This window comes from Acinetobacter sp. YWS30-1, assembly GCF_033558715.1.
In the GTDB taxonomy this organism is placed as follows: Bacteria; Pseudomonadota; Gammaproteobacteria; order Pseudomonadales; family Moraxellaceae; genus Acinetobacter.
This window is the reverse complement of sequence record NZ_CP114606.1, coordinates 3038716-3055573: the sequence shown is the minus strand read 5'-3', so window position 1 is coordinate 3055573 and position 16858 is coordinate 3038716. Positions and strand designations below refer to the sequence as shown.

At 42.9% G+C, this 16858-nt stretch carries 9 protein-coding genes, 2 tRNA genes and 3 rRNA genes; 12 read left to right on the top strand and 2 right to left on the bottom strand.

The window, feature by feature from the left end:
* Nucleotides 1-576 precede the first annotated feature (576 nt).
* Nucleotides 577-1872 carry a lytic murein transglycosylase gene (locus tag O4M77_RS14495; protein ID WP_323713646.1) on the top strand — a complete coding sequence of 432 codons (1296 nt, stop codon included), beginning with the start codon at nucleotides 577-579 and terminating at the stop codon, nucleotides 1870-1872.
* Nucleotides 1873-1979: 107 nt separating this feature from the next.
* Here O4M77_RS14495 and O4M77_RS14490 read toward each other — a convergent pair whose 3' ends face one another.
* Complete coding sequence (locus tag O4M77_RS14490) at nucleotides 1980-3107, bottom strand: anhydro-N-acetylmuramic acid kinase (RefSeq protein WP_323713645.1); 1128 nt, start codon at nucleotides 3105-3107, stop codon at nucleotides 1980-1982.
* Nucleotides 3108-3170: 63 nt separating this feature from the next.
* Here O4M77_RS14490 and tyrS point away from each other — a divergent pair, with 63 nt between their 5' ends.
* The 11 genes from tyrS (at nucleotide 3171) to O4M77_RS14435 (ending at nucleotide 16187) form a co-directional block, all read left to right on the top strand.
* A complete protein-coding gene (tyrS, locus tag O4M77_RS14485) occupies nucleotides 3171-4403 on the top strand; it encodes a tyrosine--tRNA ligase (protein ID WP_161792066.1) in 1233 nt (410 codons plus the stop codon).
* Nucleotides 4404-4901: 498 nt separating this feature from the next.
* Nucleotides 4902-5192: a hypothetical protein gene (locus O4M77_RS14480; protein WP_180179784.1), complete on the top strand. Its 291-nt coding sequence runs from the start codon at nucleotides 4902-4904 to the stop codon at nucleotides 5190-5192.
* A 731-nt stretch (nucleotides 5193-5923) separates the two neighbouring features.
* A 16S ribosomal RNA gene (locus O4M77_RS14475) occupies nucleotides 5924-7461 on the top strand.
* A 61-nt stretch (nucleotides 7462-7522) separates the two neighbouring features.
* Nucleotides 7523-7599, top strand: a tRNA-Ile gene (locus O4M77_RS14470).
* Between the two features lie 46 nt (nucleotides 7600-7645).
* Nucleotides 7646-7721, top strand: a tRNA-Ala gene (locus O4M77_RS14465).
* A gap of 397 nt (nucleotides 7722-8118) precedes the next feature.
* A 23S ribosomal RNA gene (locus O4M77_RS14460) occupies nucleotides 8119-11010 on the top strand.
* Nucleotides 11011-11212: 202 nt separating this feature from the next.
* Nucleotides 11213-11327: ribosomal RNA gene (rrf, locus tag O4M77_RS14455) — 5S ribosomal RNA — on the top strand.
* The 16S, 23S and 5S rRNA genes sit together here with 2 tRNA genes alongside, the layout of an rRNA operon.
* 327 nt (nucleotides 11328-11654) lie before the next feature.
* On the top strand, nucleotides 11655-13019 hold the full coding sequence (locus tag O4M77_RS14450) for an MFS transporter (RefSeq protein WP_034171560.1): 1365 nt from the start codon (nucleotides 11655-11657) through the stop codon (nucleotides 13017-13019).
* A gap of 366 nt (nucleotides 13020-13385) precedes the next feature.
* Nucleotides 13386-14735, top strand: coding sequence for an aromatic acid/H+ symport family MFS transporter (locus tag O4M77_RS14445; protein ID WP_180131889.1), 1350 nt, complete (start codon nucleotides 13386-13388; stop codon nucleotides 14733-14735).
* Nucleotides 14736-14846: 111 nt separating this feature from the next.
* Nucleotides 14847-15776: a DUF2971 domain-containing protein gene (locus O4M77_RS14440; protein ID WP_323713644.1), complete on the top strand. Its 930-nt coding sequence runs from the start codon at nucleotides 14847-14849 to the stop codon at nucleotides 15774-15776.
* A gap of 87 nt (nucleotides 15777-15863) precedes the next feature.
* Nucleotides 15864-16187 carry an ankyrin repeat domain-containing protein gene (locus O4M77_RS14435; RefSeq protein WP_323713643.1) on the top strand — a complete coding sequence of 108 codons (324 nt, stop codon included), beginning with the start codon at nucleotides 15864-15866 and terminating at the stop codon, nucleotides 16185-16187.
* A 58-nt stretch (nucleotides 16188-16245) separates the two neighbouring features.
* On the opposite strand, the gene O4M77_RS14430 is transcribed toward O4M77_RS14435, so the two are convergent.
* Nucleotides 16246-16797: a type 1 glutamine amidotransferase domain-containing protein gene (locus O4M77_RS14430; protein ID WP_179992893.1), complete on the bottom strand. Its 552-nt coding sequence runs from the start codon at nucleotides 16795-16797 to the stop codon at nucleotides 16246-16248.
* Between the last annotated feature and the right edge of the window lie 61 nt (nucleotides 16798-16858).

Below are 16858 nucleotides of genomic sequence, written 5' to 3'. Positions count from 1 at the left end.
TGAGTATAAATATAATAATTTAATTCGCTGCTATTTTGGGCTGAATTCTGGGTTATTCACTTGTGGATAAACTTAATATTGAGTTTGAATTTAAAACTGGAAATAGATTTTGAATTTAAATTCATAAAAATAAATTCAAATTTAAAAATGAACTTTGAATTTAAACTTCGCTGCTTAAATTTAAATTCAAAAATATGAATTCAAATTTAAAAGCTGATCAATGAATTCAAAGTTCTGAATTTAAATATAGTTACTTCTAATAAAAATGAATTTAAAATAGAAATACTATATACCAGAAGCCTTTGGCTGATTGAGCAGTCCTAATCTAAAGACAAGTTATCCACAATAAATTTTTAAATTCAAAAGTAATTTCCTGAGTTTTGAATTTAAATTTAAAAAAATGAGCCTGATTTGAATTTAAAATGGACTTGTGGATAAGTTTTTAAATTTAAAAGCTACAAAATGAATTCAAAAGTGTAGGAATTATGAATTTAAATTTACGCATTGGCGCTTTAATTTTCGTCATGAGCTGCTAAGGTAGAAACATAATTCAAAATCTAAATATTTAAGGGTCTTATGCAACGGCTTGCACTTTTTGTTGGTTCTTTGGTTTTAGCTGCTACACAGGCACAGGCAGAACTGATTATTAATGGTCAGCGTGTGACATCAACGGATATATCCTCTGTTCCGAGCAGCCCCGTCAATTATGCGTCCCAAAATAATTTTCAGAATTGTCTTGCCAATTTGCGCAGTCAGGCGATTGCACAAGGCGTAAGTGGTTCAACCTACGATCGTTATACGCAAAATTTAACACCCGATTATTCTGTGATTGAAAAGCTGAATTATCAGCCTGAGTTTTCGACTCCGATCTGGGATTATCTGTCCGGACTGGTGGATGAAGAACGTGTACAACTGGGTCGACAAAAACTGCAGCAACATCGTGAGGTATTAAACCGGATTAGCACAGCCTATGGAGTACCGGCAGAAACCATCGTAGCCGTATGGGGCGTAGAAAGTAATTTTGGTGATATTTCCGGGAAGTATCCTTTATTACAGGCCTTGGGTACTTTGAGTTGTGAAGGTCGTCGTCAAAGTTATTTCCGTGGTGAGTTCTTCACCACTATGAAACTGTTACAGCGTGGCGATGTCTATGAAAGCCAGCTCAAAGGTTCATGGGCAGGCGCATTTGGTCACACCCAGTTTATGCCATCAACCTATGATGAACTGGCGGTAGATTTTGATGGGGATGGTCGTCGTGATTTAGTCAGCAGTATTCCTGATGCACTGGCTTCTACAGCCAATTTCCTGAAAAAACGTGGCTGGCAGACTGGCCAACCTTGGGGCTTTGAAGTAAAAATTCCACAAGGCATGTCTGTTGCAGGCGAAGGCCGACGCAATAAAAAATCACTGAGTAGCTGGATGAACCGTGATGTGGTGCGCGCTGACGGTACTTCGCTATTGCAGGGCAATTTATCAGAATCTTCTCAGGCTGGCTTATTGGCACCTGCAGGTGAAAATGGCCCGGTATTTTTAGTCTTTAAGAATTTTGATGCCATTTATAGCTATAATGCAGCAGAAAGTTATGCTTTAGCGATTGCACATTTATCTGACCGCTTACAAGGTAAAGGAAGCATCCAGGCAGCTTGGCCAACCGATGATCCGGGTACGTCACGTGCGGAACGTCGCGAGATCCAGCAATTCCTGTTAAACCGTGGCTATGATATTGGTGAGGTAGATGGTCTAATTGGGGATAAAACCCGTCAGGCGATTCGTCAGGAACAGAACCGTTTGGGTTTAAGCCCGACCGGTCGGGCAGGACAGCAAATCCTGCGTGCATTTAGAAATGAAAATGCCAAACTCATGATGCGTTAGGAAGAACTATATTTAGACATGATCTAAATATAATTCTTCATTATAAAAAAAGGTCTGCAAATATGCAGACCTTTTTTTATGACTATATAGTGAGCTTAAAGCTGCTCTTATATAGAGGTAATTGTACCCAGAACACGATAACCTGATGCACCTGTCACAGCCGGCAGATTGCCGCTGAGTTGATTCATAAAACGCATCGCCAGCCAGGCAAAAGCTGTGCCTTCTACCCAAGTCGGATTTAAGCCAAGATCGGCTGTGGTTTGTACGCTCCAGTGATGTTTACGCAAACGCCAGCGCAACTGTTCCAGTAAATACGAATTATAAGCACCACCGCCACAGACATAGACTTCACCGGTATCCAGACCAGAACGGTAAATGGCTTTTTTAATTGCACGGGTCGTGAGCTTCATTAAGGTTGCCTGAACATTTTCTGGGGTATCTTCAAGTTCATCATATTGAAGATCATTGCGCCAGTCAGCAATCTGTTCATCCAGCCATTCCAGGTTGAAGTCTTCACGGCCGGTACTTTTTGGCGGCTCTTTGGAAAAATATTCGTGTTCCTGTAGGCGATCCAGCAGGCTGCGGATCGGGGTGCCATAAGCCGCCCAGTTGCCATTTTCATCATAAGGTTGGCCGGTATAGCGTTCACACCAGGCATCCATCAGGATATTGGCAGGGCCGGTATCAAACCCATAAACCTTGTCTGGCTGGCCTGCCGGTAGAATGCTGACATTGGCAATGCCGCCTAGATTCAGAATTACACGATGAATGCTTTCATGCTGGAACACATCCTGATGGAAAGCGGGAACCAAAGGTGCGCCTTGGCCGCCAGCAGCCAGATCACGACGACGGAAATCGGAAATAACCGGAATCTGGGTGATTTCGGTAATAATATTTGGATCACCAATTTGCAGGGTAAAGCCATGTTCGGGGCGATGGCGGATGGTCTGACCATGCGAGCCAATCGCCTTGATTTGAGATCGATCTAAATTATTTTCTTTAATCAGCATATTGATGCCATGACCAATCATTTGTGCCAATGCGACATCAGCTTTGCCCATGCGGTCGATTTCATTGTCATCTGGCAAAGTCAGTGCCATCAGTTCATCACGAAGATCGGGATCAAAAGGCAAGGTGAGGGTGGCATGAAGCTGAAGTGGATCAAAAGAAGCAGCAACAATATCGACACCATCCATACTTGTGCCGGTCATTACCCCAATATAGATCGCTGTCATGATTATTCTTAAGCCTGCAATGTGCTAAAAAAGTGTTAGTATATCGCACAAATTGAATAACTGATGTATTTGGATTTTGTGATGTCAAATTTCTTGCCGGCTGAAGAACAACTTGCCCTCATCCAACGAGGCACCCACGAAATTATTTCTGAAGAAGACCTTCTGAAGAAATTAAAGCAGAATCGTCCTTTAAAAATTAAAGCGGGTTTTGACCCAACTGCACCGGACCTGCACCTAGGTCATACAGTTTTAATCAATAAATTAAAAGTATTCCAGGACCTGGGTCATGAAGTGTACTTCCTGATCGGCGACTACACTGCGATGATCGGTGACCCAACGGGTAAGAGCGCAACCCGCCCGCCATTGTCACGTGAGCAGGTGCTAGAAAACGCAAAAACTTATCAAGAACAAGTATTTAAAATTCTTGATCCAAACAAAACCAAAGTCGTGTTTAACTCGGAATGGTTTGCACAAAAAACTGCAGCTGACCTGATTCAATTGGCATCACAACAAACAGTTGCACGTATGTTAGAGCGTGATGACTTCACCAAGCGTTATAACAATCAGCAACCGATTGCGATTCACGAATTCTTATATCCACTGGTTCAAGGTTATGACTCAATTGCTTTAGAAGCTGACGTGGAGTTAGGGGGTACAGACCAGACCTTTAACCTGTTGATGGGCCGTACCCTGCAAGGCCGTTATAACCAGGAAGCGCAGGTATGTATTACTGTGCCAATTCTTGAAGGTCTGGATGGCGTGAACAAGATGTCTAAATCTTTAGGCAACTATATTGGTGTATTTGATGCACCGGGCGCGATGTATCAGAAAGTACTGTCTATGCCAGATTCATTGATTGAGCGTTATTTCGATCTGCTCAGCTTCAAGTCTATAGAAGAAATCCAAGGCTTACTGAAAGAAATCGAAGAAGGCCGTAACCCGCAGGAAGTGAAACGCATTCTTGCGCTGGAACTGGTGGAACGTTTCCATGGTGCTGAAGCTGCCGCTCACGCCCATAAAGGTGCAGGTAATATCATTACTGAAGGTGAACTGCCTGAAGGTACGCCAGAAGTGACTATTTCACGTGGCGAATTTGGTGGTGAGATCTTCATTACTTCAATTTTACGTGAAGCTGGCTTAACCAAAAATGCTGCTCAAGCTAAAGATGCCTTAGGCCGCGGCACTGTAAAAGTGGACTGGAAACCGGTTGATGCGTCTTTTTCTGTGAAAGAGAACGTAACTTTAATTATTCAGGCCAGCAAAAAAGCAATTGCAAAAGTGACCTTCGTTGACTAAGGCTGGTTCTAAGTTATTGAAATAAAAGCAGGCTTCGGCCTGCTTTTATTTTTTAAGCTGTATATGAATTATATAAATATAGAAATTCAAAAAAAACCTTATAAAAACAACATTTAAATTTTGCCATTTGGCTTGCATTTCTGGTTTTTTGTGTATAAGATTTATTCGTCTAGAGATTCCGTGAAAAGCATATCTAGAGGGTAATGATCAATAACAGACAACTCCATAATTGATCAGGTCTCTAAGTAAAGAGACAAGTTAATATAATGTGAATAACTATAATAATGACATAATGGATCGGGTAAAGATTCAATTCTAAGGAAGAGATTTTGGGAGAGATCTCTTCCTTTTTTATTGGTGTTGTCTGGCTATATGTTCAATCTTCAATAAATTCAAAACAAAGATGGGTGAATCAACTTGGATTCGGGTTAAATCCATGGTGAGATGAATGAATCATCTTTGAATCTCAATCCATCTATAAAAAGAAAGGTAAATAAGGTGTATCAATACCAGACTGAACAGATGTTTGATGAAGACATCAATTTCATTTTGCGTTTTCTCTTCGAATATGAGTCTGCTGAGCAGAAACAAAAATCTTTTGATCAGGCACAGACCTTATTTCAGCAATTAGATCTTGCCTCCCACTATTTACTCTTTTCATTAGTCAAAGAACGTCTGCCACGTCGGGCCAAATTATTGTTTGCTGCTGAAGATTACAACGGCAAGAAAGAAGTGATTGAGGAAGTGATGCAGCATTGGGTAAAAGATAGATACTCAAATGTGGCTTAATCGATTTTAATCTTCTGCTTATTCTTCTGCGCTTAAATAAGCTTTCTGGATAATCTGAAATCTAGAAAGATCATATCCTCATTTTTGCTTCTTAAAAGCAGGGTTAAGAAAAAACCTGTATACAGCAAGGATTTTGACCTTACAAAAAGCTCCATATATATAAGTCGGATAGAAAACAGCAAAATATGTAAGCTGATATAAGAAAATTTCGGAAAATTCTGGATACAGCCCTTAAATTTTACGGTCTTATTCAAAAGTCACAGTTTTTTGATAGTTATCAGGTCTTAATAAATTCTACTTTTTTAAATTGAATTGCAATGAATACGGTTTTTTAGAAGAAAAATGCTCAAAATTTAGATAAAAAAGCGATTTTTTAACGAAATTCGTAGAAAAAAGATACATACGTGAAAAATATAGTGAATTGGGGGTTGCAATGATTCTGAAATCCTCTAGAATGCACCCATACCGACGAGATAGACGGAAACGAACGAAACACGAAGCGTTGAGTTGTTAAGTTTATCGAAGTCCAGCTTCTGGCATTGACGAGATGTTAGAAAGATCATTAAGAGATTATGAAGAACAACTTGTGTGGATTTTTACTGGTTGATTGATCGAAATTATTTTCATTGATTGATTGGTTTGAATTACTCGAAGTTTATTTGAGCGAAATTTAAGTCAGAAAATTGATGAGCCAAGTTTAAGAGCTTTACTTATAAAGTTCGAAATGATTTTAACTGAAGAGTTTGATCATGGCTCAGATTGAACGCTGGCGGCAGGCTTAACACATGCAAGTCGAGCGGGGATAGGGTGCTTGCACCTGATTCCTAGCGGCGGACGGGTGAGTAATGCTTAGGAATCTGCCTATTAGTGGGGGACAACGTTCCGAAAGGGACGCTAATACCGCATACGTCCTACGGGAGAAAGCAGGGGATCTTCGGACCTTGCGCTAATAGATGAGCCTAAGTCGGATTAGCTAGTTGGTGGGGTAAAGGCCTACCAAGGCGACGATCTGTAGCGGGTCTGAGAGGATGATCCGCCACACTGGGACTGAGACACGGCCCAGACTCCTACGGGAGGCAGCAGTGGGGAATATTGGACAATGGAGGCAACTCTGATCCAGCCATGCCGCGTGTGTGAAGAAGGCCTTTTGGTTGTAAAGCACTTTAAGCGAGGAGGAGGCTTACCTGGTTAATACCCGGGATAAGTGGACGTTACTCGCAGAATAAGCACCGGCTAACTCTGTGCCAGCAGCCGCGGTAATACAGAGGGTGCAAGCGTTAATCGGATTTACTGGGCGTAAAGCGCGCGTAGGTGGCTAATTAAGTCAAATGTGAAATCCCCGAGCTTAACTTGGGAATTGCATTCGATACTGGTTAGCTAGAGTATGGGAGAGGATGGTAGAATTCCAGGTGTAGCGGTGAAATGCGTAGAGATCTGGAGGAATACCGATGGCGAAGGCAGCCATCTGGCCTAATACTGACACTGAGGTGCGAAAGCATGGGGAGCAAACAGGATTAGATACCCTGGTAGTCCATGCCGTAAACGATGTCTACTAGCCGTTGGGGCCCTTGAGGCTTTAGTGGCGCAGCTAACGCGATAAGTAGACCGCCTGGGGAGTACGGTCGCAAGACTAAAACTCAAATGAATTGACGGGGGCCCGCACAAGCGGTGGAGCATGTGGTTTAATTCGATGCAACGCGAAGAACCTTACCTGGCCTTGACATACAGAGAACTTTCCAGAGATGGATTGGTGCCTTCGGGAACTCTGATACAGGTGCTGCATGGCTGTCGTCAGCTCGTGTCGTGAGATGTTGGGTTAAGTCCCGCAACGAGCGCAACCCTTTTCCTTATTTGCCAGCACTTCGGGTGGGAACTTTAAGGATACTGCCAGTGACAAACTGGAGGAAGGCGGGGACGACGTCAAGTCATCATGGCCCTTACGGCCAGGGCTACACACGTGCTACAATGGTCGGTACAAAGGGTTGCTACTGCGCGAGCAGATGCTAATCTCAAAAAGCCGATCGTAGTCCGGATCGCAGTCTGCAACTCGACTGCGTGAAGTCGGAATCGCTAGTAATCGCGGATCAGAATGCCGCGGTGAATACGTTCCCGGGCCTTGTACACACCGCCCGTCACACCATGGGAGTTTGTTGCACCAGAAGTAGGTAGTCTAACCTTAGGGAGGACGCTTACCACGGTGTGGCCGATGACTGGGGTGAAGTCGTAACAAGGTAGCCGTAGGGGAACCTGCGGCTGGATCACCTCCTTAACGAAAGATTGACGATTGGTAAGAATCCACAACAAGTTGTTCTTCATGACGATGTATCTGAGGGTCTGTAGCTCAGTTGGTTAGAGCACACGCTTGATAAGCGTGGGGTCACAAGTTCAAGTCTTGTCAGACCCACCATCTGCCAGAAAACAGAAAAACAGAAACATTGACTTATTGATAAGCTGGGGACTTAGCTTAGTTGGTAGAGCGCCTGCTTTGCACGCAGGAGGTCAGGAGTTCGACTCTCCTAGTCTCCACCACGTATTCGTTCGAATACGTAATAAGCAAACGGTTTGATAGCTTATAGAGCTTAGTAAGAAAGCGGCGTATAATGCGCGGCATTGTTATTAAGCTCTGTGATTTATCACAGTAATGCAATCCGACGAGGATGCATTAAATCATTAACAGAATATATTTGAGTTGAAATAATTTGTTCATACTCATGAAAGAGCGGAAACGAGAGATCGCAAGATTGACTGTTGAAGTGATTGAATGAGAACTAGCGAAATTAACTGAATCAAGCGTTTTGGTATATGAATCTAATTGAAGCTGTACAGTGATTAAGTTCACGAGACTCTAACTGTGTAATTAACTGAGTGATTGGTTGATTATGTTGTTTATCCTACTTGTGGGATAAACGACTGTTTGGGGTTGTATAGTCAAGTAATTAAGTGCATGTGGTGGATGCCTTGGCAGTCAGAGGCGAAGAAAGACGTGATAGCCTGCGAAAAGCTCCGGGGAGGCGGCAAATATCCTGTGATCCGGAGATGTCTGAATGGGGAAACCCACCGGCTATAAGGTCGGTATCATAAACTGAATACATAGGTTTATGAGGCGAACGCGGAGAAGTGAAACATCTCAGTATCCGTAGGAAAAGAAATCAATTGAGATTCCCTCAGTAGCGGCGAGCGAAAGGGGAACAGCCCATTAAGTCATATCAGTTTTAGTGGAATGCTCTGGGAAGTGCAACCATAGTGGGTGATAGTCCTGTACACGAAAGGGCTGATATGATGATGTCGAGTAGGGCGAGGCACGTGAAACCTTGTCTGAATATAGGGGGACCATCCTCTAAGGCTAAATACTCCTGACTGACCGATAGTGAACCAGTACCGTGAGGGAAAGGCGAAAAGAACCCCTGTGAGGGGAGTGAAATAGATCCTGAAACCGCATGCATACAAGCAGTGGGAGCCACTTTGTGTGGTGACTGCGTACCTTTTGTATAATGGGTCAGCGACTTATATTCAGTAGCGAGGTTAACCGAATAGGGGAGCCGTAGAGAAATCGAGTCTTAATAGGGCGTTTAGTTGCTGGGTATAGACCCGAAACCGGGTGATCTATCCATGAGCAGGTTGAAGGTTGGGTAACACTAACTGGAGGACCGAACCCACTGTCGTTGAAAAGCCAGGGGATGACTTGTGGATAGGGGTGAAAGGCTAATCAAACTCGGTGATAGCTGGTTCTCCCCGAAAGCTATTTAGGTAGCGCCTCGGACGAATACCATTGGGGGTAGAGCACTGTTTCGGCTAGGGGGTCATCCCGACTTACCAAACCGATGCAAACTCCGAATACCAATGAGTACTATCCGGGAGACAGACTGCGGGTGCTAACGTCCGTAGTCAAGAGGAAAACAATCCAGACCGCCAGCTAAGGTCCCTAAATCATAGTTAAGTGGGAAACGATGTGGGAAGGCATAGACAGCTAGGAGGTTGGCTTAGAAGCAGCCACCCTTTAAAGAAAGCGTAATAGCTCACTAGTCGAGTCGGCCTGCGCGGAAGATGTAACGGGGCTAAAACTATGTACCGAAGCTGCGGATTTGCAATTTATTGCAAGTGGTAGGGGAGCGTTCTGTAAGCCGATGAAGGTGTGTTGAGAAGCATGCTGGAGGTATCAGAAGTGCGAATGCTGACGTGAGTAACGACAAAACGGGTGAAAAACCCGTTCGCTGAAAGACCAAGGGTTCCAGTCCAACGTTAATCGGGGCTGGGTGAGTCGACCCCTAAGGCGAGGCCGAGAGGCGTAGTCGATGGGAAATTGGTTAATATTCCAATACTTCAGTGTAATGCGATGAGAGGACGGAGAAGGTTAAGTCAGCCTGGCGTTGGTTGTCCAGGTGGAAGACTGTAGGCATGTATCTTAGGCAAATCCGGGGTACTCTATGCTGAGAGTTGATAGCAAGCCAGTTTACTGGTGAAGTGGCTGATACCATACTTCCAGGAAAAGTCTCTAAGCTTCAGTTACACTGGAATCGTACCCGAAACCGACACAGGTGGTCAGGTCGAGTAGACCAAAGCGCTTGAGAGAACTCTGCTGAAGGAACTAGGCAAAATGGTACCGTAACTTCGGGAGAAGGTACGCTGCCGGCGGTGATAGGACTTGCTCCTTGAGCTGTTGGCAGCCTCAGAAACCAGGCCGCTGCAACTGTTTATTAAAAACATAGCACTCTGCAAACACGAAAGTGGACGTATAGGGTGTGATGCCTGCCCGGTGCTGGAAGGTTAATTGATGGGGTTAGCGTAAGCGAAGCTCTTGATCGAAGCCCCAGTAAACGGCGGCCGTAACTATAACGGTCCTAAGGTAGCGAAATTCCTTGTCGGGTAAGTTCCGACCTGCACGAATGGCATAATGATGGCGGCGCTGTCTCCAGCAGAGGCTCAGTGAAATCGAATTCGCCGTGAAGATGCGGTGTACCCGCGGCTAGACGGAAAGACCCCGTGAACCTTTACTGCAGCTTGACATTGAACTTTGATCTTACTTGTGTAGGATAGGTGGGAGGCTTTGAAGTGGTGACGCTAGTTGCCATGGAGCCGTCCTTGAAATACCACCCTGGTAATATTGAGGTTCTAACTCTGCTCCCTGATCGGGAGCGAGGACCATGTCTGGTGGGTAGTTTGACTGGGGCGGTCTCCTCCTAAAGAGTAACGGAGGAGTACGAAGGTGCGCTCAGCGTGGTCGGAAATCACGCGTAGAGTATAAAGGCAAAAGCGCGCTTAACTGCGAGACCCACAAGTCGAGCAGGTACGAAAGTAGGTCTTAGTGATCCGGTGGTTCTGTATGGAAGGGCCATCGCTCAACGGATAAAAGGTACTCTGGGGATAACAGGCTGATACCGCCCAAGAGTTCATATCGACGGCGGTGTTTGGCACCTCGATGTCGGCTCATCTCATCCTGGGGCTGAAGCAGGTCCCAAGGGTATGGCTGTTCGCCATTTAAAGAGGTACGCGAGCTGGGTTTAGAACGTCGTGAGACAGTTCGGTCCCTATCTACCGTGGGCGCTGGAAATTTGAGAGGATCTGCTCCTAGTACGAGAGGACCAGAGTGGACGAACCTCTGGTGTACCGGTTGTGACGCCAGTCGCATCGCCGGGTAGCTATGTTCGGAAGGGATAACCGCTGAAAGCATCTAAGCGGGAAGCCTACCTCAAGATAAGATTTCCCCGAGACTTTATGTCTCCTAAAGAGCCGTTGAAGACTACGACGTTGATAGGTTGGATGTGGAAGTGCAGTGATGCATGAAGCTGACCAATACTAATTGCTCGTGAGGCTTGACTATACAACACCCAAGCAGTTGTATATAAAGCATCAATTGATTTCATATTGATCTAACGATCAGACGAAGCCTTGATTTAGTTAAGCTAATCGAACAAACTACTACGACTCAGATACATCTGTTAATGCATTCTATTTGAAGAAAGCTAGGCAAACGAAGCGCAAGCAACGTAGATAAGACCATAGCGAGTAAGCATACCAGTTGTGCTGGCGACCATAGCAAGAGTGAACCACCTGATCCCTTCCCGAACTCAGAAGTGAAACCTCTTAGCGCTGATGGTAGTGTGGGGTCTCCCATGTGAGAGTAAGTCATCGCCAGCTCATTATTCCAAAAGCCCTCTGCTCACGCAGGGGGCTTTTTTATGCGTGGGGTTTTAGGAAAAGAAGTAAATAACCTCCTAATCATGCCTAAATAATAAAAATATAAATAACGTGAAAAATATAATTAATTCAATTAGCCTTATTTTCTTATTGGTCTGTCTAAAAAATATTCGATCTACGACTTTAGCCTAAATTTTATTAAAAAAATCTAACTTGGTAAGTTTTGCAGTAGACAAGGTTTAAAGAATCATCCATTTTATATACAAAAGTGAATGAACGTTCATTTTTTCATAGAATAAAAAAGCTCACAATTGGAGGTGAGGAAAAATGACAGCAACAACAGTGAATGTGAATGCTGTAGTGGATGAAGCAAAGTTTAAACCTTTTCATTTAAAGATCGTACTTTGGTGCGTATTTGTCGTTATTTTTGACGGTTATGATCTGGCAATCAACGGTGTTGCTTTACCCCTACTGATGCAAGAATGGAATATGACGGCAGTTCAGGCCGGAATGCTTGCAAGTACCGCTCTGGCCGGCATGATGTTTGGTGCCATGCTCTTCGGTATGCTGGCAGATAAAATTGGACGAAAAAATGTCATCCTGATTTGTGTGACCTTATTCAGTGGATTTACGTTCTGGGGCGGTTTTGCCTCTGGTCCGACTGAATTTGGCATCCTGCGTTTTATTGCCGGCTTAGGTATTGGCGGTGTATTGCCGAATCTGGTCGCATTAACTTCTGAATATGCGCCACAAAAAATGCGCAGCACTTTAGTCACTACCATGTTTAGTGGCTATGCAGTCGGCGGGATTATGGCGGCGTTATTAGGTGCCTGGTTTACCCCAAGTTTTGGTTGGGAAATCATGTTCTATATCGCAGGTATTCCATTATTGATGCTGCCTATACTGTATTTGTATTTACCGGAATCTTTAACTTTCCTGGTAAAAAAACAGCAAAATGAGAAGGCCAGTAAAATTGTTCAGCAGATCAGTCCTGAGCAAAATGTCACTGCAAGTACCCAGTTTGTACTGAATGAAGTGCATGCACCCGATGCTTCAATTGCTGCTTTATTTAAGCAGGGCCGTAGCATGAGTACCTTATTATTCTGGTGCTGCTTCTTTATGTGTCTGCTTATGGTCTACGCATTGGGTAGCTGGTTACCAAAACTGATGATGGCAGCGGGTTATTCTCTGGGTAACAGTTTGATGTTCCTGATGGCCATGAATATTGGTGCAGTGGTTGGAACCATTGGTGGTGGTATTCTGGCGGATCGTTTCCATCTGAAACCCGTCATTATTGGCATGTTCCTGTTGGGTGCAGTTTCATTAGTTGGATTAGGCTTTAACTCTCCACAAGCTGTGATCTATCTGCTGGTCGCTGCTGCAGGTGCTTCGGCAATTGGTAGCAGTATTCTGCTCTATAGTTTCGTGGCTCAGTACTATCCATTGGCAATCCGTTCTACTGGTATTGGTTGCGCGTCTGCAGTCGGTCGGGTAGGGGCAATTGTTGGTCCAATTATTATTGGATTCCTGTTGGGTATGGAGCTGCCACATAAAATGAACTTCCTGGCAGTTGCGATTCCAGCCATTATTGGCGCGATTTCAGTGGCGATGATTGTACGTAAAGATCTAAATGCAGAACGAAATGCTGAGACCTTACTGGCGAAACAGAAGCTGAATTCTATTAAAACCTAGTCACTTTTTGCCAATCCACTTGCTATAAATCTGAATTAAGTCAAAAGATCTCTTTCATAAGAAAGGGATTTTTTGTTTAAAGTATAAAAATCATTCATAAAAAATTGAATAAATCAAAAAATCATTGGTCTATAGACTATTTATATAAGCATTTTAATGAGAATAATAAATGTCTAATTATTCAATTATTTAGTTTTATAAAAATGTGATAAATCACACAAATAGCCGCTATTTTATGGCTGAAATTGCTCCATCATTTGGTCTTATTGTGCACTAAATCCCACTTGCGTATATTGCTAAAACTTGAATATTCCCCTAGATATTCAAAAGGATTTTATGGACAAGTACTCATGGGAGATGAGAACGATGACAACGGAAACAGTAGATATAAATTCTGTAGTCGATAATGCGAAATTTACGCCTTTTCACTTCAATGTAGTTGCTTGGTGTTTACTCATTATCTTGTTTGACGGCTACGATCTAGCAATCAATGGTGTTGTTTTACCTTTATTAATGCAGGACTGGGGCTTAAGTGCCGTTCAAGCGGGAATGCTTGCCAGTACTGCGCTTGCCGGCATGATGTTTGGTGCGATGATCTTTGGTTCTCTGGCAGATAAAATTGGCCGTAAAAAAGTCATCATGATCTGTATCGTATTATTTAGTGGTCTGACCTTTGCCGGTGGTTTTGCCTCAAACCCGACTGAGTTCGGTATTTTACGCTTCCTTGCCGGTCTGGGCATTGGTGGTGTAATGCCAAACCTGGTGGCACTGACCTCTGAATATGCGCCACAAAAAATGCGTAGTACCTTAGTGACGACCATGTTCAGTGGTTATGCGGTAGGTGGTGTGATGGCTGCCTTATTGGGTTCATGGTTTACCCCAAGTTTTGGTTGGCAAATCATGTTCTTTATCGCAGGTATTCCATTATTTTTATTGCCTGTGATCTGGAAATTCCTGCCTGAATCTTTAGCCTTTATCGTCAAAGACAACAAACAGGAAAAAGCACGTCAAATTGTGCGTCGTTTGGCTCCAAATCTAAGCGTTACAGACACTACCACCTTTAAACTACCACAGGAAAATGTACCTGAAGCAGCAAACGTGGTGAGCCTGTTCCGTCGTGGCCGTGCGGTAAATACGTTATTGTTCTGGGTTGCTTTCTTTACTTGTCTACTAACTATGTATGCGCTGAGCAGCTGGTTACCGAAGCTGATGATGGCAGCGGGTTACTCAATGGACAACAGCCTGATGTTCATGATGGCGATGAACGTAGGTGCAGTGGTTGGCATTGTCGGTGGTGGTATTTTGGCTGACCGTTTCCACCTGAAACCGGTATTGATGTTCCTCGGTATGATGGGTGCGATTGTGATGAGCTCAATGGGCTTTGCATCTAACCAGTTCCTGCTTTACATCCTGGTGTTCTTAGCAGGTGCAGCATCAATCGGTTCGCAAATGTTGCTATACAGCTATGTTGCACAATTCTACCCATTAGCAGTACGTTCAACAGGTATTGGCTGGTCATCTGCGATTGGTCGTATGGGCGCGATTGTTGGCCCGATCCTGATTGGTGGCTTACTGGGTATGAACCTGCCTGCACACTTTAACTTTATGGCAGTGGGTTTACCGGTACTGATTACAGCGATTGCAGTTGCTCTGATCATGCATGATGATGAATCTGAAAAGATTGGTTCAGCAGATACGATTCCTGCAAAAGCTTAAATATTAAGTTTGAAATAAGAAGCCCCCGAAAGGGGGCTTTTTTATATGCTATTAATTTATAATATAATTTAAGAGAAAAAATTTAACTTTTAATCAACGAATGTTTTAGCTATGTCACTATTCAAATTTTTTCCAAAAGATGATGATTTAATTGAGAAGATTTTTATTAGAGATGATTTTTGTGCTGTAAAGTGCACTTTGCCTCAAGATTACAATGATCCATACGAATTATTTTTAGGATTAGATACTTCTGTAGAGACTCAAGATCTAGCTTTTTATTATGATGTAATACAAAAAATTCCACAGATTCCAACTACTTGTTTCTCAAGATCATTACTCTCATTACCAATGTGGGCACATTATGCAAGTAATCATGCGGGCTATGTTATCGAATTTGATCTTGAGGTATTACAACAACATTTTGCAGAGGCTTCTATCAAGGATGTAAAGTACATTTCAGAGCCTGATAAAAATATTGCAGAAATTTTAAAAATGGCTTCTAGAATTGGGAAACCTAGATACTTAGGATTTTTATATGAAACAGTAAGATACAATGCATATTTTTCCAAATATAAAGAATGGAGTTATGAACAAGAATGTCGATTTGTAGCTACAGGGGATTACATTGAAAAAATAGGTATAAATGATCTTCTCTTTATTCCTATTGAGGCTATTAAATCTATTGTTTTAGGAAAAAATATATCGGATTCAAATAAAACGAAATTATTGGAAATCTCAGAGAAGTATAATATTAAGGTTTACTATCTTAATATTAGTAAGACTTCTTCTTCTCCATTTTTTACAGATTTAGATAATAGATCTTATATTTTTGATAAAAAAGAAATTATTTTAGCTCATAAAGTTTGTAAAGAATGTCCCCAGCCTTTATCAAATACTGAATCTGAGACATGTGAAATTTGCAGTATTACGGAAGCTCATAGACAAGATGCCGCGAATCGAAATGCTTTTAGAATGCTTGCCCACTATAATTTACTTGATGATTATATTGAGGGTTTTAGGGAAATATCTAAAAATAGGTAGAATTAATTTAATTTTTATTTACTTAAAGCAATTGTTTTCCACAGTATAATTTTATAGCGGTTACGTTATATTAAAAGGTTTGAAAATATGAAACTGAACTCATTCTCCCCAATCCCTGAAGATGATGACGAGCTGCATCTTCCTGAACTGGTGTACTGGGCCTCAATCGGTGATGTTGATCAGGTTGAGCAGGGTCTGCTGGAAGGTCTGGACGTCAATTCTGCCGATGAAGAAGGCTATAGCGCTTTGCAAGCCGCGGCTGAAAACGATCATCTGGAAGTAGTCAAACTCTTGGTTAGCAAAGGCGCAGATGTCGATCATCGCAGTACCTATACCGCGTTGGAACTGGCAGAAATGGCCGGTAATAAAGATGTAGTGGCTTATCTAAAAAGCCTGAAAGGCGGCATTTAAATAAAATAAGATCAAGAAAATAAAAAGCCTCCATCTGGAGGCTTTTTATGGTTTGAACTTAGGCAGCATCGCCTTCCAGTTCTTTTAAGATGGCGTCATTGAAAGCAGGAATATCATCCGGATTACGTGAAGTAATCAGAACCCAGTCACCGGTATTGCAGCGATGAACCTGTTCATCGACCCATTTACCACCGGCATTTTCCAGATCCAGTTTGATGCTCTTATACGAGGTCAGGTTTTTATCCTTAATTCGCTGTGCATCAATCAGAACCCATGGCCCATGACAGATTGCGGCAATCGGTTTGTGCTGGTCAGCAAAATGCTGCACGATTTTCTGGGCAGATTCATTGATTCTTAGCGTATCTGCATTCACAGTGCCACCAGGAACAACCAAGAGATCATAATCATCCAGTGTGACATGATCAAAACTGGTATCAGGCGTATATGAGGTAGCAGCTTTAGTATCGCCTTTTACTGTTGCCACCTCCTCATTTTTTTCTGCCGCATGAATCACTTCAAATCCTTTGGATTTTAGAAAATTTAAAGGCTCGACCAGTTCATCATGTTCAACGCCTTGGTTTGAAGTAATAAAGAGGACCTTTTTTACCATGATTGCTGTTCCCAAAAAATGTGAGGATTTTCAGATTAACAACAAAGTGATTCTTACAATG